Below are 17628 nucleotides of genomic sequence, written 5' to 3' on the forward strand. Positions count from 1 at the left end.
CGCGGGGGTCTGACCGGCGGCATTTGAGTACGTTCTGAGTACGTGCGCTCATGCCGCCGTGCGTGACGCGGACCACACTGCGACGCATGACGTATTTTCCGCCCCCGGCCGAGGAACTGCGGTTCCTCGACAGCGAGCTCCGGCAACTGGACGCCCGCCGGGCCCAGTTGCTGGCCCGCCGCGCCTGGCTGGTCACAACGCTTCAGCAGGCGGCTCGGCCGGCCCCACCGGTATGGCCGCACGGCCCGACGCCGCCGGAACCGTCCTCCCGCCCCGAGGCCACCGCTCCGGGCGTGCAGAACGTCCTCCTCCTGCTGGGCGGCATCCTGCTCACGATCGCGGCGATGGTGTTCACGCTGGTCAGCTGGGGTCATCTGGGCATCGCCGGCCGTTCCCTGGTGCTCGGCGCGGTCACGCTGGCGGTGCTCGGCGCGCCCGTGGCGCTGCTGCGCAGGGGGCTGCGTTCGACCGCCGAGTCGGTCGCGGGCCTCGGCCTCGCGCTGACGGTGCTGGACGCGTACGCCCTGCACGAGGTCGTGTTCACGGCGGTGGACGGCACGACGTACGCGGCGGCCGCGTCGACGGCGCTGGCGGCGGTGTGGGCGGCGTACGGCACGGCGCTCACCGCGCTGCCGGGTTCGGCCGCGCTGCGACTGCCCCGCCCGGCCGCGCTGACAGCCGCTCAGCTCCCGCTTCTGCTCTGGGCGGTCGCGCTGGGCGGCGGGCCGCACACGGTGACCGCCGCGGTACTGCTGACGACGGCGTTCGACGCCGTGGTGGCGCTGCGGGTGTCCGAGCGTCCGGTGCGCCTGGCCGCCGTGGTGTGCGCGTTCGGCACGGGCGGCTGCGGTGTCCTGGCGGCCGGTCTGCTCTCCCTGGGAGCGGCCGGTCCGAGCGCCGCCGCCCGTGCGGCGGCGCTCCTCCTCCTCGCGACGGCGATCGCCCTGGGCGTGGCGCGGTTCGCGCCCCGGACGGATCTGGTGACGGGCACGGCGGTGGTCGGCGCCCTGTGCGTGGTGGCCGGCCTGGGCGGCGTCCTGCGGGTGTCGGCGCCCGGTGACTGGACGGTGCCGGCCTACCTGGCCTGCGGCATCGCGCTGTTGGCCGCCGCCCGGGGCCCGGAGGCGATGCGCCGGGGTGCGGCCCTGGCCTCCGGTGTCGTCCAGGCGGGCGCGGTGCTGTGGGCGGCGCCGGCCGTGGGCGTCACGCTGCTGGGACCGACGGCGTGGCTCCGGTACCTGTGGTCCGGGGTTCCGGCCGACGCCCGTGCCGCGGTGACGGCCGACACCTCCTGGCCGCCGTACGCCGCCACCGCGCCGCTGATCCTCGCCGCGGTCGCCGCGGTCCTGGTGACGGCGGTCCGGAGCGAGCGGTGGCGCCCGCAGGCGCTGACGGCCGCTCTGGCCTTGACGTGGGCCGCGGCGCTCGTCACGCCCACGGCGCTGCAACTCCCCTACCTCGCGGCCCTGTTGATCCACGGCCTGGCGGTGCCGGCGCTTCTGGCGCTGACGCTCCCGGCCCCGGCCCCGGCGGCACGGACGGCCACCGCGCTCGCCCTGCTCACCTCCCTCAGCCTCGCCTTTCTCTCCCTGGCCACCGAGCCGGCGACCCTCGCCGTGCTCGCCTCGCTGACGGCCGTGTTCGCGGCGGCCGCGATGCGCGGTCGGCCGGCGCCGGTGTACGCGGCCGCCTCCTTCGGGTACGCCGCGGGCCTGGCCTGCGCCGTGGGCGCGTCCGCCGGCTGGCGTCCGGAGCACGTCGCCCTGTTGGTGCTCGTCGTCCCGGTGGTCGCGGCCCTGGTCGCGGCACGGCTGGACGACCCGGTGACGACGGTGGCGGTCGAGGCGACAGGAGGCGTCGCCGGGCTCGTCGCCATCGGCCTCGCGGTGACCGACCCGCCGCTGCTCGCCCTGGTGTTGTCCCTGTGCGCGGTGATCGCGGCGGGCACGGCCGTACGCCCGGACCGCCGTTACGTCGGCTACGCGGCCGTGGCGCTCTTCGTGCTGGCCGCGTGGGTCCGGCTGGCGGCCTGGCAGGTGGGGCTCCCGGAGGCGTACACGCTGCCGGTCACGGTCCCGGCGCTGCTGGTCGGAGCCCTGCGCCGGCGCCGGGACCCGGCGGCGTCGTCCTGGACGGCGTACGGCCCCGGTCTCACCGTCACGCTCCTGCCGAGCCTGGCCACGGCCTGGGGCGACCTCGAGTGGACCCGCCCGCTGCTGCTGGGCGCGGCCGGATTGCTGCTCACCCTGCTGGGCGCCCGGCACCGGCTGCGGGCGCCGCTCGTGCTGGGCGGCTCGGTGCTCGCCCTGGACGCGCTGCACGAGCTCGCCCCGTATCTGGTCCAGATGACGGACGCGCTCCCCCGCTGGGTGCCTCCCGCCCTCGCCGGGCTGCTGCTGCTCGCACTCGGTGCGACGTACGAGCAGCGGCTGCGCGATGTCCGGCGGGTGCGGGAGGTCCTGGGGCGGATGAACTAGCCTGCCGTCACGGCATTCTGTCGCCGAGCAGCGCCAGGTTCTCGATGGCGGCGAGGCCGTAGAGGGCGGTGTCGTTGGTGGCCACCCAAGTGGCCTCGCTGCCCGCGACCAGGGCGGCGGGGCCGCTCACCGGCTCCGTCTTCCACGGCGAGGACTCGGTGTAGCCGTCGGAGCTGTAGAACTTCGTCCACGCCCGCTTGGCGAGCGCCGCGTCCCCGGTCTGGACGGCGGCGTACGCGTCGAGACGCGAGTGGCCCTGGAAGAGCAGCAGAGAGCCGAAGTTGCTGCCGTAGCGCGCCGCCTGTTCCGCCTTGGTGGCGTTGAAGTAGCGGCAGTAGTCGAGGTACGCCTCCTTGAACTTCGGTATGTCGACCAGGTGGATGAGCTCGGCGCACAGTTCGTTCAGGCCGAAGACGGCGGACAGGTGCGAGACGCCGACGACGGGAGCCGTGGCCACCGCGAACCTGCCGGTATCCAGGTCGTACAGGCCGCTGCCCTGTACGAAGCCGTTGGGCTGGGCGCCGATCGTCTCCATGGTGGACAGGACGCGGGCCTTGGCCTTCTCCCACTTGGGGCCCTTGCGCTCCCATTCGGTCAGCCACGCCGACACCAGGCCGCTCCAGTCGGTGCCGAAGCCGATCGACAGGGCGTGCCGGTCGGGTGTGTACGGCTCGGTGCGGATCTTGCGCAGCGGGTCCAGGGCGAGGAACGTCTCGTCGGAGTCGACGTTGGCGTGCATGAGGTCGCCGACGCGTTCGTCGGCGGTGAGGAAGTAGTAGTAGCGGCGGTAGGTGGTGTTGGCGATGCGTTGCTGCTTGGCGCTGTCGGCGTAGTGCTGCACGCCGTGCCGGGTGCCGAGTCCCGCCCACTGGCCGAGGTGGTAGACGTCGACCTCACCGGTGTGCCGGGTCATCGCCTCGGCGAAGCGGAAGATGTCCGCGCGGCCGCTGCGCAGATAGGCGAACCAGAGCCAGAGGTCCGGCGACAGCTCGGAGTTGTCCCAGGCGTAGCCGCCGATGTCGTACCGCCACTGGTGCCGCACGGTGTCGTAGGTGTGCATGATGTCGCCGTAGTCCCAGAAGCCGTACCAGCGGCGCTGCTCCACCTGGCCCTTGTAGTAGGTGAAGAGGAAGTCGAGGTGGTCCTCGATCTTCGCCTTGGCGGGAGTGGAACGGTCCGGCTCGGAGTACAGACCCGGGCCGAACACCTTGGCCTTGATGAGCTGCTTGGGCGGGGCGGCGAGCTGGGGCAGCACCCGTACGGCCTCGACCTGTTCGGCGAGCTTCTCGGGTGCGGGCGTGGACTCGTTGGCCCAGAAGAGGAGTTCGGAGGTACGGGCGATTCCGTAGGGGGTGCCGAAGCCGGGCTCGTAGTCCTCGTAGGTGATGTTGAGGCCCTCGAGCTGTTCGGGGAAGGTGTCCTGGTCCATGCCGTCGTGGTAGAAGCGCAGGTCCATGGGTTGCGCCTCGGGCGACCAGAGCCAGAGGGTGACCTCGGCCTCGTCGGTGTGCGCGTCGCGGATGTCGAGCTGGGCGGGGTGCTTCTCCCAGAAGTCCCTGAGTCCGAAGGAGAATCCGCCGCTCGCCCCGCCGACGTACCCGAAGCCGGACGCCTGCTTGCCGCCGCCGGCGCCGATCCAGCCGTGGCCCTTCTTGGTGCGCTTGCGGAGGGTGAACCCGTCGGCGGAGAGCTGGGAGAGGGTGTAGTCGCCCCACTCGGGGATGTACTGCAGGCGGGTGGTGACCCGCTGGTCCCAGGTGGCGGGGTCGGGGAGCTTCTGGCCCGCGTACTGGGCCGCCTGCACCGCCGCGCCGGGGTCACGGCGCAGACCGGTGATGCCCTTGACCGCCTCGCGCAGCAGGCCGGTGCCCTCGCCGCCGATGCGGATGTGCCGGTCGTAGGACTCGTCGCGCATCGGGACGGTGAAGCGGACGCCCAGCCCCCGGATGAAGTCGCCGCTCGCCTTGCCGGGCTCCTGCTTCCCGTCGTAGGTGATGGTGTGCACCATGCGGAAGGAGTCGGCGCCGGCGTAGAAGTAGAGGCGGATGGAGAACGGCAGCCAGCTGCGGCTGCCCTTGCGGTGCTTGCCGTCGATGCGGACGACCGCGCGGACCGGACCCGCCTGCTCGACGGTGACGCCGTCGATGGCGCCCTCGAAGCGCTCGGTCTTGACGGTGCCCTGGTCCTCGTCCTCGATCTCGGGCTGCCGGATCATGACCAGCCGGCCGTTCCTGGCGATCTCGGTGGAGCCGCGGGTGACGGACTTGATGAGCGTGGCGCCCGACTTGCCGATCTTCGCGGTGATGACACCCGTCGACACGTCGATGGTGCCGCCACGCTTGTCGACGGTGACCTTCTTGGCGGGGGCGGAGGGGGTGCCGGCGGCGAGGGTGAGCTTGCCGGAGCCCGAACCGACCGCGTGGGCCGTCCACTTGAGGGATCCGTCCGGCCAGTAGGCGAGCGGCCAGGACTGCACGGGGACGTCCTTGCCGTCGGCGTCCGTCAGCGCGAAGGTCTGGTCCTCCTGGTACGTGCCCATGGGCCAGGGCACACCGAGTGTGGAGCCGGGGGCGGCGCCGAGGCCGCCCTCCTCCAGCCAGTCCAGGGTCACCGGATCCGCGTCCGCCGCCGCGGCTCTCGGCGCGGCCTCGGCGTCCTTCGCACCCAGCGCCCAGCTGAACTGCGCGGCGGCGCCGGCGACGGCCGCCGCCTTGAGGAGGGACCTGCGGGGAATGGGGGACATAGGGATACAGCCTTTCCGTTCCGTGCGGGAAGCAGTGCGGGAAGCAGTTCCGTGCGAATGGTCAGGGGCATGACAGATGCAGGTCCGACGCCGGGGCGCCGACCCGGTGCGCGGGGCACCGCCCGTCAGCGGTGCCGGTGACGCTCCTCCACGGCGACGGCCGCCGCCGCGACGGCCCCGAGCACGGGGACCGCCAGCGGCGCGACGAACCAGGCGGACAGGGCCACCACGGCCAGCCCGCCGACGATGAGGAAGGAGCCGGCGGGGTCGAGCACGGTCCGGCGGCCGGCCTCGGCGAGCAGCGTCCGCCAGGTGGCGCCCGGCGTCCACACGGCCGCCGCGCGCAGTCCGGCGACGGCGAGCCCGATCAGCGCGAACACGCCGACGGCCCCGACCAACGGCCCGCCGGGAATCCCGGCCCGCACCGCCTGGATGTCCACCCAGACCGCGGCCACCGCCGCCCATCCGGCGAGCCCGGCGAGCCACCCCCAGCGCACCGCCAGGCGGAAGTCCGCCACGAACTCCCGCCAGCCGCCCGCCTCATGGGCGGTACGCCGGCGCAGATGGCGCGCCCCGGCGGCGAAGGCGGCCGGGTAGGTGACCACGGCCAGCGAGGCCGCCGCGATCCACACCCCGGTGAGCAGACACTCGGCGAACACGGCGAACCGCTCGGCGAAGAGGGACTCCCCCCGCGGGGGCCTGGCCTTGACCCGTGCGTCGGCCATCCGCGTCAGCCCTTCAGTCCGGACGTCGCCATACCGTCGATCAGATAGCGCTGGAAGGCCAGGAAGAAGGCGAGCACCGGCAGCAGGGCGACCAACGACATCGCGATCATGCCGCCGTAGTTGGCCACGCCTTCCTGGTCCACGAACATCTTCAGGCCGAGGGAGACGGTGTACTTGTCGGGCTCGTTGAGGTAGATCAGCGGGCCCATGAAGTCGTTCCAGGAGTTGATGAAGGTGAAGATCGCGCTGGTGATCAGCGCCGGCCGGCACAACGGGAGCACGATCGACCAGTAGATGCGCAGATGTCCACAGCCGTCGAGGCGGGCCGCCTCGTCGAGCTCCTTGGGCAGATTGCGCATGAACTGCACCATCAGGAAGACGAAGAACGCCTCCGTCGCCAGGTACTTCCCCAGCAGGAGCGGGGTGTACGTGTTGATCATGTTCATGTTGCGGAACAGCACGTACTGCGGGATCAGCAACACGTGGTACGGCAGCAGCAGCGTGCCGATCATCAGCGTGAACAGCAGGTTGCGCCCCGCGAACCTGATCTTCGCGAAGGCGTACGCGGTCAGCGAGCAGGACACCACGATCCCGACAACGGAACCGACCGCGAGCAGGAGCGAGTTGACGAAGAACGTGGAGATCGCGATGTCCGCGATGCCGTCGGAGAGCCCCGTGTAGTTCGAGACGATCGGGTCGCCCGGGAAGAGGTCGAGGCTCCCGACGATGTCCTCGCTCTTCTTGAAGGAGCCGCCGATGACCCAGATCACCGGGTAGAGGATCACCGCGAGGATCGCCAGCGCCCCGATGTGCCAGGCCAGGGACCCGGGCAGCCTGCGCCGGAAGGCACCCGCCCGCGTGGACGGGGCCGGCGTGAGGTCGGTGGCCTGTGCGCTCATCGGGCGCCCTCCTCGTAGTGCACCCAGCGCTTCTGGGACCAGAACAGCACCGCCGTCACCAGGGCGACCGCGACGAGCAGCATCCAGGCCATGGCCGAGGCCAGACCCATCCGGCTGTTCTCGAAGCCCTGGACGTAGAGGTAGCAGGTATAGACCATCGAACCGTCGGCGGGCCCGCAGGCGTTGCTGCCGGCGCCGCCGCCGACGATGTACGCCGAGCTGAAGATCTGGAAGGAGTGGATCGTCTCCAGCAGGACGTTGAAGAAGAGGACCGGGGAGATCATCGGCAGCGTGATGTTCCAGAACCGCCGCAGCTTGCCCGCCCCGTCGACCTCGGCTGCCTCGTACAGCTCGCGCGGCACCTGCTTGAGGCCGGCGAGAAAGATGACCATGGGGGCGCCGAACTGCCAGACGGTGAGCGCCACCAGACTGTAGATGATCATTTCCGGGTCGCCGGTCCAGCCGCCGACATCGACTCCGAAGATCTGCTGCGTACGGTCGACGATCGCGTCGTCCGCGAAGATCGCCTTCCAGACGATCGCGACGGAGACGCTCGCCCCGATCAGCGAGGGCGCGTAGAACGCGGCCCGGTAGAAGGCCTGGCCGCGCCGCTTCTGCGCGAGCAGAAGCGCCACTCCGAGGGCGAGCAGCAGCTTGAGCGGCGTACCGACGGCGACGTACCAGAGCGTCACCTTCACCGAGTGGCGCCAGCGCGGGTCGCCGAACATCTCCGAGAAGTTGTCGAGCCCGATCCACTTCGGCGCGTCGAACAGGTTGTAGTCGGTGAACGCGAAGTAGAGCGAGGCGACCATCGGACCCGCGGTCAGCAGCAGGAATCCGGCGATCCAGGGGGACATGAAGAGATAGCCGGCCAGGTTCTCCCGGCGGCCCCGCCGCTTGAGGGCGGCGGGGCGCGAGGAGTCGACCGGACCGTGCCGCGGCTCGGAGTCCTTGGACAGGTCCTCCATCGCAGGGGCGTGTGTCACGGTGGTTCCCATCAGCTGCCGAGAGCCGTCTTCGACTCGGTGAAGAACTGCTTGACGGCCTCGCTCACCGAGCGCGTTCCCAGGGCGAGCTCCTCGGCGATGCGCAGGAAGGCCGCCTCGCAGATGTCGGCGCCGTTCGGGTGCGGGGTGATGGGCTCCAGCACTCCCGCGGAGACAAGGGACGTCTCGTAGGCGGCGATCGACTTGTTGACCTCGTCGGTCGGCTTGAACGCGTCGAACTGGGCCTGCGTCGCGGGCACGCCCCGGTCGTAGCCCATGATCTTGGCGACCTCGGGGTCGTGCACCATGAAGTCGATGAACTGGGCGACCTCCTTGGGGTGCTGCGTCCGCTTGGAGGCGCTGAGCATCAGAGAACCGAGGTACTGACCGGTCTTCTTGCCGTCCGTGGTCGGAATGGGCGCGAGCCCGTACTCGCTCTTGCCCTCCGAGGTGTAGCGGACGGTGAAGTTGTCCCAGGTGAACTCACTGGCGGCGAGCTCCCCGGAGACCGCCGACTTGGGCTTGATCTGGGCGACCTTCTTGGGATCGGCGTAGATCCCCTCCTCGACGCCCTTCTTGGCCTTCGTCCACCAGTCCGTCAGATCCGCCTCGGTGAAGCCGAGTCCGTCCTGGGTGAAGAACGCCTTGCCGTTCTGGCGCAGATAGAGGTCGTACAGGTACATCACGCCGTACATGCCGCTGTCGCCGGCGCGCCCCGCCTTGTCGCGGATCTTCTTCATCGCCGCGTCGAAGTCGTCCCAGGTCCATCCCTGCGCAGGCTTCACGCCGGCCTTGGTGTAGACGGGCTTGTCGATCACCAGGGCCATCGAGTTGGAACCGACCGGGATGCCCAGGAGCTTGCCGTCGACCTCGCCGAACTTGTCCAGCCCGGCCCGGAAGCCGTCCATGGAGAGATTGCCCGCCTTGACCTGACCGCCGAGATCCAGCAGCACATTCTTCGCGTCGTATTTGCGCAGGAATCCAATGGCGTTCTGGAAGACGTCCGGCGGATTCCCGCCCGAAGCCTGGGTGTTGAACTTCTTCCAGAAGTCGACATAAGGCTGGAAGTCCGTTTTCACCTTGATCTTCGGATACTTCTTCTCGAAGAGCGCGATGGTCTTGTTGATGCGCTGGGCACGGTCCTCGGAACCCCACCAGGCGTAACGGATCGTGACCGTCCCGTCCGCCGACGTACCGCTGTCTCCCCCGCACCCCGTGGTCGCGGCCAGGCCCAGTGTGGCCGCCGTCGCCCCCGCGGCCTTCAGGATCGTTCGCCTCTCAACATTCCTGCTGGTTCCCACAGTCGGACCCTCCCCGCAGCGTCGTTGCCGCTTGCATGAATCGTTTCAAGAAAGCGCTTGCTGGCACAAGGTACGAGGGGGTTGAGAGAGCGTCAATGATTCGGACAGGAATTTCTTGTGCGCGGACCTCGCGGCGAACCGCCCCTGAAGGGGCGGCACCGGCTCACCGGCCCGGCGAACTCACAGGTGAGAGACGGCTGTTCGAGGCGCCGAACCGCTGACGGGCCGTCGGGACGCACGAGCCGGGGGGCGAAATCCGCGCGGAGGAAAGGAGTTGCCGCAGGGGGCGCGAGCCCGCCGGGACCGGGGGGAGAGGGGGGAGGTGCGGCGACGCGGGGCTCGGGAGGTGCGGCGATGCATGAGGTTCGGGAAGTGCGGGGGCGCGACTGCGGAGGGGGCTCGGGAGGCCCGGAGGGCGTGGGGACTCTGGAGGTGCGGCTGCGGAGGAGAGTCGGGGACGCAGAGGCGCGGGGACTCTGGAGGTGCGGCGACGCAGGAGCTCGGGAAGTGCTGGGCGCGGCTGGGGAGGGGCTCGGGAAGCGCGGAGGCTCGGCTGCAGAGAAGGCGTGGAGGCGTGGGGACTCTGGAGAGGCGGCGACGCAGGAGCTCGGGAAGTGCTGGGCGCGGCTGCGGAGGGGCTCGGGAGACGCGGAGGCGGGGCTGCGGAGAAGGCTCGGGAGGCGCGGAGGCGTGGAGGCGCGGCCGTAGGGGGCTGCGGGGACCACCGCGTGGGGCGGGCGGCCGGGCGACTGTGCGAGGGCGGGCGGCCGGGGCAGGTGAGACGAGCGGCGGAGCACGGCGGCGCGGGAGGGCCGTGAGAAGGGTGCACGTCGGCAGCGGTGGCCCAGGCGGGGCGGCCAGGCGGGGCGGGGCGGGATGTGCCGACAGGGGTGCCGAGCGGGGCGGCCGGCGGGGAGGGAATGCGCCGACAGCGGCAGCCGAGGCGGCTGCGCGGCCGGGCGGGCAGGGGATGCGCAGGCAGTGGGCGTCGGGGGTGGGGTGGCCCAGCGGGGCGCGTGGCGTCGACCGTGGCGCCCGCGAGAGTGGCGCCGCTGGGTGGGGGCTGGGGCCGTCGACCGTACCCGAGGAACGCGGCGGATTGCGTCGACCGTGGTGGCCGCGAGAGTCGCACCGCTGGGCTGGGACGGAGGCCGGCGACATGGGTGCCCGAGGAGCCCGGCGGGTGTGCGTCGACCGTGGTGGCCGCGGGAGCGGCGCCGCCGGGTGGGAGCGGGGGCCGTCAGGCAGTGGTGCCGCGGGAGCGGGGCGGCCGAGGAGCCGGCGCTGTCCCGTACGGCAGACGGGAGTGATCTTGGTGGCGGGCGTCGACCGACGAGGGTCTGCCGGCGCGCCGAACGACGGCGGCCCGTCTGCGTTCTCGCAGACGGGCCGCCGTTCCGGGTGGGCGATACTGGGTTCGAACCAGTGACCTCTTCGGTGTGAACGAAGCGCTCTCCCACTGAGCTAATCGCCCGGACGCAGGAAGAACATTACCCCATGTCAGGGGATGGCCGTGACCACGACCGACCCCTTCCCGCGCCGCCGCGGCGGATCACTGATCCTTGATCTTCCAGGGCATCTCGAAGCCGAACTTCCACACGTAGACGCCCACCAGAACGGAGATGATCACAAGGCCGATCACGGTCAGGGTGATGTTGCGACGACGGACCTTCGGGTCGAGCGCGCGCTGGGCCGCCGCGGTGACCTTGCGCTTGGTCCAGCGGAGCGCCAGCTGCGCCCAGACGAACTCCGTCGCCCAGATCGCCATGCCACCGAAGATCACGACCCAGCCGGGACCGGGCAACGGCAGCATGATGATGCCGGCGACCACCACGGCCAGGCCGATCACGAAGACGCCGACCTGCCAGCTCAGGTGGAGCATGCGGCGCGCCTTGACGAATTCGGGCGCCCTGGAGCCGAGCCCCTGCTCGGGCTCCGCCGCTCCGTGCGAATTCGACCTGTCCGCCGCCACGACCGCCTCGCCCGACTCGTTACTCCCCGTGTTCATACAGCCTGACCCTACCCGAGAGAATCCGGTCACCGGAATGGTGGTACGGGGCGAACGCGCTGTCGGCCGGAAGAGTTACGTAAAGGCACGCAAAACACTCAGAGGGGTTTACAACGGCACCGTAGGTGGCATGTCGATTTCGCCGACGTGCGAATCCCCGAGCGCACACTGAGCGAAAGGCCCTGGCGCTTATGAACACCACGGTCAGCTGCGAGCTGCACCTGCGCCTCGTTGTGTCGAGCGAGTCATCCCTGCCTGTCCCCGCAGGCCTGCGGTACGACACGGCCGACCCCTACGCCGTGCACGCCACCTTCCACACCGGTGCCGAGGAGACCGTCGAGTGGGTGTTCGCCCGCGACCTGCTCGCCGAGGGCCTGCACCGGCCCACGGGCACCGGCGACGTCCGTGTCTGGCCGTCGCGCAGTCACGGTCAGGGCGTCGTCTGCATCGCCCTGAGCTCTCCCGAGGGCGAAGCCCTGCTCGAGGCCCCTGCGCGGGCCCTGGAGTCCTTCCTGAAGCGGACGGACGCGGCCGTGCCCCCGGGCACGGAACACCGGCACTTCGATCTCGATCAGGAGCTCTCGCACATCCTGGCGGAGAGCTAGGGCGAGGCTCACACCGAGCTGCCCGGCGCCGTCCACTCGGGGAGACGGCTCGGGCCAGGACAACCGAATAGGGCATGCGCCGACGCCGCACCACGGGCTGCCGTGGGGCGGCGTCGGCGTGCGTGCGCCACGGGCGGACCGGTCTCCCCCGGCCTGGCGGCGTACGGCGCCCAGAGGGTCCGGTCCGTCGGCGGCCGTTGCCCGACGGCCCGGTGCGGCTACCATCGGCCAGCATCGGCGGGCGCTCGCCCGACCCCCAGGCCAGGGAGCGAAATGTGCTGATCACCCACGACACCCGGTGTGCGCTCGATGCCGTGGTGGAACTGGTGAACACCGCACCGGAGGACGACATCTCTCCGGACGCGCTGCCGGATGTCGCCACTCTCGCGGATTTCGTGCGAAAGCACGAGATCAGCGACGTCGGCGTGCTCTCCGAGTTCGACCTGTCCGCGGTGCGCAAGATCCGTGGGCGGTTCGCCGGCATCTTCGCGGCGTCGGACCCGCGGACCGCCGCCGCACTGATCAACGAGCTCGTCGCCGCCGCGGGCACCACGCCTCGCCTGACGGATCACGACGGCTACGACTGGCATGTGCACTACTTCGCCCCCGGCGCCTCCGTCGCCGATCATCTGGCGGCCGACTGCGGAATGGCGCTGGCGTTCTTCGTGGTGGCCGGGGAGCAGGAGCGGCTTCGGCGCTGCGAGGCCCCGGACTGCCGGCGCGCCTTCGTCGATCTCTCCCGCAACCGGTCCCGCCGGTACTGCGACAGCCGCACCTGCGGCAATCGTCTGCATGTGGCCGCCTACCGGGCGCGCCGCAAGGAGGCGGCGGGCTGAGACCGGTCTCCCCCAGCCGGGTCCGCTCCACGCCTTCGCCGACGCTCGGCGTTCCTCGGTGGCCTTCGGTGGTGCGCCGGCCCGCCGCTCCCCGGCGTCCCTCGGCGGCCCCAGGCATCCCTCGGCGGTCCTCGGCGGTCCTCGGCGGTCCTCGCTGCCGACGCGGCCCCGGCGGGTGGCGCCGGGGACCGCGGGTACGGCTCAGAGCAGCAGCAGATCATGCAGCGAAGCCATGAGCAGCAGACACCCGATCACCGCAAGAAAGATCATCAGCGGTGGCTGGGAAAGGGCGAAGAGGCACCCGCGCGGCTCGTCCTGCGGCGGCGCGGCGTCGCTCTGTGTCGTGTCCAGCATCTCGCGGGCGATGATGACGCAGCCGACGCCCCGGGCGCGATCACCCGCGCGGTTTGAGCGGGAGTTCGCCGGAATCCGTGACACCGCTTTCAGGCCGTGATCACTTCCGCGCACGGGCAGGCCGACTGTGTCGTTTCAATCGCGAGGCCACCGGCAACGGGTCCATGACCGCGGCCGTGGCCGACGTCTGATGCGAGGCCCCGGCGGAGGCGCCCCGCGCCCTCCGCCCTGCTTCAGGAGTCGGGCGTCACGCTGCCGCGCGGCGCTTCATACGCGGCCCGTCATATGCCGCGCTTCTTCAGGATGGCCTCGATGTCGCTGAAGTCGTCGGAACCACCGGTCGCCCGGGGTGCGGGCGCGGGACGGGCCGCCGGGCGGGAGGCCTGATCCAGGGAGGGTGCGGAGGCGGCGGGGGCCACCGGCTCGGTCCGCGCGGCGCGGGCCGCCGCTCTGCGCTCCTTGCGGGTGCCGCCACGGCGACGCTCCACGGCCCGGGTGGTGGCGAACAGGGCCCAGGCCCCGCCGAGCACGACGAAGCCCGCCCAGGCCGTCGGGCTGAAGGCGGTGTCGGCGATCCAGTCGACGACGCCGGTCATCACGAGGCCCAGCGGCACCAGGGCATAGGCGGCGATACGGGCGGCCGCCAGGAAGCGCTTGCGGTAGGCCGTGACGACCGCGATGCCGAGGCCGGCCGCGGCGACGGCGGAACAGACGGTCTCGGCAATCATCCGGTCCTCCAGGCGTTGGCTCACTCGGGCAGAGGTCACGTCGACCAGGCACCACGGCCGACGGGGCCCGTGCTTCTTCCCTTCCATCCTGCACCTGCGCACCGCTCACGGGCCATGCCCCGGCCGGACATCAGGGACATCTCCGGGTCGACTCCTCCGCAGGTGCCGCACGGACCGTGCCGCACGTACCCGTGGCCTCCGCGCCGGACGCAGCGCCCTGTCCGGGCGGCCGGCGGTCCGGATTGGGGCGGCGGGACACGGACTGGGAGACTGGCGTCATGAGCGACTCGTCCCCGACCTCCTCCTCCGCCCCGGCCCAGGCATCCGTCCCCGCGCCCGGCACCGCGGCCGCCCGTCCCGCCGCCGTCCTCGACATCTGGTGCGAGCTCCAGTGCCCGGACTGCCGCGGCGCTCTCGACGACCTGCGCGCCCTGCGCGAACGCTACGGCGACCGGCTGGAGCTGCGGCTGCGGCACTTCCCGCTGGACAAGCACAAGCACGCCTTCGCCGCCGCGCAGGCTGCCGAGGAGGCCCTGGAACAGGGACAGGGGTGGCCCTACGTCGAGGCGGTGCTGGGCCGGGTCGAGGAGCTGGACCGTGGGGGAGAACCCTTCCTGATCGAGGTCGCCGGTGAACTCGGTCTGGACGCCGAGGAGTTCGACACCGCCCTGATCGACGGACGGCACATCCTGATCGTGGACGCCGACCAGGCCGAGGGCAAGGCGATCGGCGTCACCGGCACCCCGACGTACGTCATCGGCGGTGAGCGTCTCGACGGCGGCAAGAGCCAGGAGGGGCTGCGCGAGCGCGTCGAGGAGATCGCCGACCGGCTGCTGGCCGAGCAGGCGTGAGGCGGGCTCCGCGCGGGCCGGCTCAGAGCAGGTTCTTGTACATCGAGTAGTGCACGGGCAGATATCCGAGCGATTCGTAGAGCCGCTCGGCCGGGGTGTTGCCGGCGAAGACGTTGAGGCCGAGAACGCGTTTGCCCGCCGTGATCGCCTGCGCCTCGGCCAGCAGCATCAGGGAGCGGCCGTGGCCCCGGCCGCGGAAGGCCTCGTCGGCCTCGACGTCGTACACGAACGCCTTGTCGTCGGCGAAGGCCAGCCAGAGGGCGCCGACCGGGGTGCCCTCCTGTTCCAGGACGCTGAACAGCATGTTCTCCGTCGCCCGGCCCTGCGGCAGCAGCAGTTCGTGGTCCCGTCGGGACTTGGCCCACGCCTCGTCCTCGGGCACCCCGCGGTCCGCCCAGTCCTGGGCGTAGACCGCGACGCCGTGCTCCAGCCAGGGCAGGAACTCGGTCTCCGTCATGGGCCTGCCCCGGCTGCCTTCGGGCAGCCGGGGAGCGGTGGCGGCGAGCGGCTTCTCCATGCCGCGGTTGCGGTGGACGTAGCCGAGCGCCGTCGCCAGCCTGAGCCCGGTGTGCGCGTCGGCGGGCACCCTGACTTCGATCCGCCCGCAGCCCCAGCCCCGGGCCACTTCTTCGGCGGCCAGCGCGGCCACCGTGCCCCGGCCGCGCCCGCGGTCCGGTTCTTCGATGCGCAGGTCGGTGATCCGGGCGGCCCCGGGCCCGAAGCTCGGGGACGTCGAGACGCGGACCGTTCCGACGGGACGGCTGTTCACGCAGACCTGGTAGTGGCGCGACAGCGCCCCGTCGGAGGTGCGCTGAAGCGGCTCGGTCGGCCGCAGGGTCGTGGTCATCAAGGGCTTTCTACCCGCCACGGCGGGCGACGTCAGCCTGTTTTCCCGGGCCCTTGCGGTCCCGGACCCACGAGTTCACGTGCTCACGGGTCGAGGTCGTCGCCGGCCCGCTCGGTGAAGATCCGCATCGCCTTGGCCGTCACCGGCCCGGGTGCGCCCGGCAGTTCGCGGCCGTCGACGCGGTGGACGGCCTGGACGTCGCGCAGGGTGGAGGTGAGGAAGACCTCCTCGGCCCGCTCCAGCACGTCCAGCGGCAGGTCGGTCTCCTTGGCGCCCGTCCACTCGACGGTCAGCTCGCGCGTGATGCCCGCGAGGCAGCCGGAGGAGAGCGGCGGGGTGTGGATCTCACCGTCCAGGACGACGAACACATTGGACCCGGTGCCCTCGCAGAGCTGTCCGACGGTGTTGGCGAACAGCGCCTCGGTGGCGTCGTGTTGATGGGCGCGGGCCAGGGCGACGACGTTCTCCGCGTACGAAGTCGTCTTCAGGCCGGTGAGCGCGCCGCGTTCGTTGCGGGTCCAGGGGACCGTGATGACGGCTGTGGAGTCGGCGCGCCGGGTGGTCCCGCCGAGGGCGACGACGAGCGTGGGACCCTGTTCGCCGCGGTCCGAGCCGAGGGGGCCGTATCCGCCGGTGTAGGTGATGCGCAGCCGGCCGAGCGGCATCGGGTTGGCCTCGACGACGGCCGCGCAGGCGCGGCGGACCTCGTCGTGATCGGGGTCCGGCAGGCCGAGACCGCGCGCGGACCGGGTCAGCCGGTCGAGATGGCGGGTCAGCGCGAAGCTCACGCCGTCCACCGTCTTCACCGTTTCGAAGATGCCGTCGCCCACGGTCAGTCCGTGGTCGAAGACGGAGACGCGGGCGGCCTCGCTGTCCTGCAGCCCGCCGTCGAGCCAGATCTTCACGTCAGTCCCTCTCCCTCGGCCTCGTACGCTCCCGTGGCCTCGTACGCCCCCGACGCTATCGCGAGCAGCCGGGAGGCTTTCAGCTCGGTCTCCGCCCACTCGGCCTCGGGGTCCGAACCCCAGGTGATGCCCGCGCCGGTGCCGAAGCGCAGCACCGCCGAGCCCTCGGGCGCCCGGTCGATCCAGAAGGTGCGGATGCCGACGGCCAGCTCGCCCGTCCCCCGGTCGGCGTCGACCCAGCCGATGCCGCCGCAGTACGGGCCGCGGGGCGCCGTCTCCAGCGCGTCGATGATCCGCAGGGCGCTGGACTTGGGGGCGCCGGTGACCGAGCCGGGCGGGAACGCGGCGCCGAGCAGTTCCGGCCAGCCGACGCCGTCGCGGAGCTCGCCGCGGACCGTGGACACGAGGTGGACGAGGCCCGGGTGCTTCTCGACGGCGCACAGGTCGGGGACGGTCACGCTGCCGGTGGCGCAGACCTGCCCCAGATCGTTGCGGACGAGGTCCACGATCATCACGTTCTCGGCGTAGTCCTTCTCGAGGAGGTCCGCCTCGGTGCGTCCGGTGCCCTTGATGGGCCCGGACTCGACGACCCGGCCGTCGCGGCGCAGGAACAGTTCGGGCGACGCGGTGGCGGTCTCGATGCCGTGAGCCGGTAGGCGAATCGTTCCTGCATAGGGCGCCGGGTTTCCCCGGGCGAGCAGGGCGGCCAGCGCGTCCACGTCGGCGTCGGTCGTCACCGGCGCGGTCAGGACGCGGCAGAGGTTGGCCTGGTACACCTGGCCGGCCGCGATGTGCTCGCGGACGCGGCGCACACCGGCCGTGTACGCGGCGTGGTCGAGAGAGGACGTCCAGTCACCGGCCGAGGGTCCTCGCCACGCCCCGGGCACGGGAGCGGGGACGGCCTCCTCGCGTACGTCGGCGAAGCGCGCGCAGACCGGACGGCCCTCGAAGTCGGCACAGACGGCCCAGAATCCGGCGGTGTCGAGGGCCGCGGGATCGCTGGTCACGTCGAGGAGGCCGGTGGCGACACGGGTGCCGAAACGGGCGAAGGGAGGGAGGTCGGGCACGTGGTCGAGTGTATGGCGGCGCTCCCGGGACGCGGTTCGGGCCTGTCCCGCATGTCCCGGCCGGGGGCCCTGACCAGGTCCGCGCGTAGACACAGCGCAGCACGCTGCACAAACGCGTTTTTGTACTGGCCCGGGAATCCGCTAGAGTTCAACACGTCGCCGGGACGCGAGAGCCGACCGAACCGACAGGCGGACGTAGCTCAGTTGGTAGAGCGCAACCTTGCCAAGGTTGAGGTCGCGAGTTCGAGCCTCGTCGTCCGCTCGAAGGAACAAGGGGTCCTCCCGGTCCCCTACAC

The 17628-nt window shown here is 71.5% G+C and carries 15 protein-coding genes and 2 tRNA genes; 5 read left to right on the forward strand and 12 right to left on the reverse strand.

What is annotated here, in order from left to right:
• Window positions 1-50 precede the first annotated feature (50 nt).
• Window positions 51-2477 carry an SCO7613 C-terminal domain-containing membrane protein gene (locus tag ACIPFH_RS30430; RefSeq protein ID WP_401831396.1) on the forward strand — a complete coding sequence of 809 codons (2427 nt, stop codon included), beginning with the start codon at window positions 51-53 and terminating at the stop codon, window positions 2475-2477.
• Window positions 2478-2484: 7 nt separating this feature from the next.
• Here the strand turns inward: ACIPFH_RS30430 and ACIPFH_RS30435 are convergent, their stop codons facing one another.
• The 7 genes from ACIPFH_RS30435 to ACIPFH_RS30465 form a co-directional block, all read right to left on the reverse strand.
• Window positions 2485-5220 carry a Tat pathway signal sequence domain protein gene (locus ACIPFH_RS30435; protein WP_401831397.1) on the reverse strand — a complete coding sequence of 912 codons (2736 nt, stop codon included), beginning with the start codon at window positions 5218-5220 and terminating at the stop codon, window positions 2485-2487.
• A gap of 125 nt (window positions 5221-5345) precedes the next feature.
• Entirely contained in the window at window positions 5346-5945 is a 600-nt protein-coding gene (locus ACIPFH_RS30440) for a hypothetical protein (protein ID WP_401831400.1), read from the reverse strand.
• A 5-nt stretch (window positions 5946-5950) separates the two neighbouring features.
• The gene (locus ACIPFH_RS30445) at window positions 5951-6844 is read right to left on the reverse strand and encodes a carbohydrate ABC transporter permease (protein WP_356264677.1); all 894 of its coding nucleotides are present in this window, start codon (window positions 6842-6844) and stop codon (window positions 5951-5953) included.
• Window positions 6841-7842 (reverse strand): carbohydrate ABC transporter permease, encoded by a 1002-nt coding sequence (locus tag ACIPFH_RS30450; RefSeq protein ID WP_401831401.1) that lies wholly within the window; start codon window positions 7840-7842, stop codon window positions 6841-6843. The genes ACIPFH_RS30445 and ACIPFH_RS30450 overlap by 4 nt, the downstream gene beginning before the upstream one ends.
• Window positions 7842-9131 carry an ABC transporter substrate-binding protein gene (locus tag ACIPFH_RS30455; protein ID WP_401831403.1) on the reverse strand — a complete coding sequence of 430 codons (1290 nt, stop codon included), beginning with the start codon at window positions 9129-9131 and terminating at the stop codon, window positions 7842-7844. Before ACIPFH_RS30455 ends, ACIPFH_RS30450 begins: the two co-directional genes overlap by 1 nt.
• 1402 nt (window positions 9132-10533) lie before the next feature.
• Window positions 10534-10605 (reverse strand) — tRNA-Val (locus tag ACIPFH_RS30460).
• A gap of 78 nt (window positions 10606-10683) precedes the next feature.
• Window positions 10684-11139: a TIGR02611 family protein gene (locus tag ACIPFH_RS30465; RefSeq protein WP_401831404.1), complete on the reverse strand. Its 456-nt coding sequence runs from the start codon at window positions 11137-11139 to the stop codon at window positions 10684-10686.
• A gap of 191 nt (window positions 11140-11330) precedes the next feature.
• On the opposite strand from ACIPFH_RS30465, the gene ACIPFH_RS30470 reads away from it, so the two are divergent.
• Complete coding sequence (locus tag ACIPFH_RS30470; RefSeq protein ID WP_004002642.1) at window positions 11331-11744, forward strand: SsgA family sporulation/cell division regulator; 414 nt, start codon at window positions 11331-11333, stop codon at window positions 11742-11744.
• Between the two features lie 275 nt (window positions 11745-12019).
• A complete protein-coding gene (locus tag ACIPFH_RS30475; protein WP_356261878.1) occupies window positions 12020-12580 on the forward strand; it encodes a CGNR zinc finger domain-containing protein in 561 nt (186 codons plus the stop codon).
• 201 nt (window positions 12581-12781) lie between these two features.
• On the opposite strand, the gene ACIPFH_RS30480 is transcribed toward ACIPFH_RS30475, so the two are convergent.
• Together ACIPFH_RS30480 and ACIPFH_RS30485 are read right to left on the reverse strand one after the other, a co-directional pair.
• Window positions 12782-13048 carry a hypothetical protein gene (locus tag ACIPFH_RS30480; protein WP_401831931.1) on the reverse strand — a complete coding sequence of 89 codons (267 nt, stop codon included), beginning with the start codon at window positions 13046-13048 and terminating at the stop codon, window positions 12782-12784.
• 167 nt (window positions 13049-13215) lie between these two features.
• Window positions 13216-13662, reverse strand: a complete 447-nt coding sequence (locus tag ACIPFH_RS30485; protein WP_401831405.1) for a hypothetical protein — start codon at window positions 13660-13662, stop codon at window positions 13216-13218.
• 278 nt (window positions 13663-13940) lie between these two features.
• Between ACIPFH_RS30485 and ACIPFH_RS30490 the strand changes: the two genes are divergently transcribed.
• Window positions 13941-14513, forward strand: a complete 573-nt coding sequence (locus ACIPFH_RS30490) for a DsbA family protein (protein WP_401831406.1) — start codon at window positions 13941-13943, stop codon at window positions 14511-14513.
• A gap of 22 nt (window positions 14514-14535) precedes the next feature.
• On the opposite strand, the gene ACIPFH_RS30495 is transcribed toward ACIPFH_RS30490, so the two are convergent.
• The 3 genes from ACIPFH_RS30495 to ACIPFH_RS30505 all read right to left on the reverse strand — a co-directional run bounded on the left by ACIPFH_RS30495 (window position 14536) and on the right by ACIPFH_RS30505 (window position 17332).
• Window positions 14536-15360, reverse strand: coding sequence for a GNAT family N-acetyltransferase (locus ACIPFH_RS30495; protein WP_401831411.1), 825 nt, complete (start codon window positions 15358-15360; stop codon window positions 14536-14538).
• 83 nt (window positions 15361-15443) lie between these two features.
• Window positions 15444-16265 carry an aminotransferase class IV gene (locus ACIPFH_RS30500; RefSeq protein WP_401831414.1) on the reverse strand — a complete coding sequence of 274 codons (822 nt, stop codon included), beginning with the start codon at window positions 16263-16265 and terminating at the stop codon, window positions 15444-15446.
• The gene (locus ACIPFH_RS30505; protein ID WP_401831416.1) at window positions 16262-17332 is read right to left on the reverse strand and encodes a chorismate-binding protein; all 1071 of its coding nucleotides are present in this window, start codon (window positions 17330-17332) and stop codon (window positions 16262-16264) included. Before ACIPFH_RS30505 ends, ACIPFH_RS30500 begins: the two co-directional genes overlap by 4 nt.
• Window positions 17333-17521: 189 nt before the next feature.
• Here ACIPFH_RS30505 and ACIPFH_RS30510 point away from each other — a divergent pair.
• Window positions 17522-17594: transfer RNA gene (locus tag ACIPFH_RS30510), tRNA-Gly, on the forward strand.
• The last annotated feature ends 34 nt before the right edge of the window (window positions 17595-17628 follow it).

Source organism: Streptomyces sp. NPDC088157 (assembly GCF_044741545.1).
Taxonomy (GTDB): Bacteria; Actinomycetota; Actinomycetes; order Streptomycetales; family Streptomycetaceae; genus Streptomyces.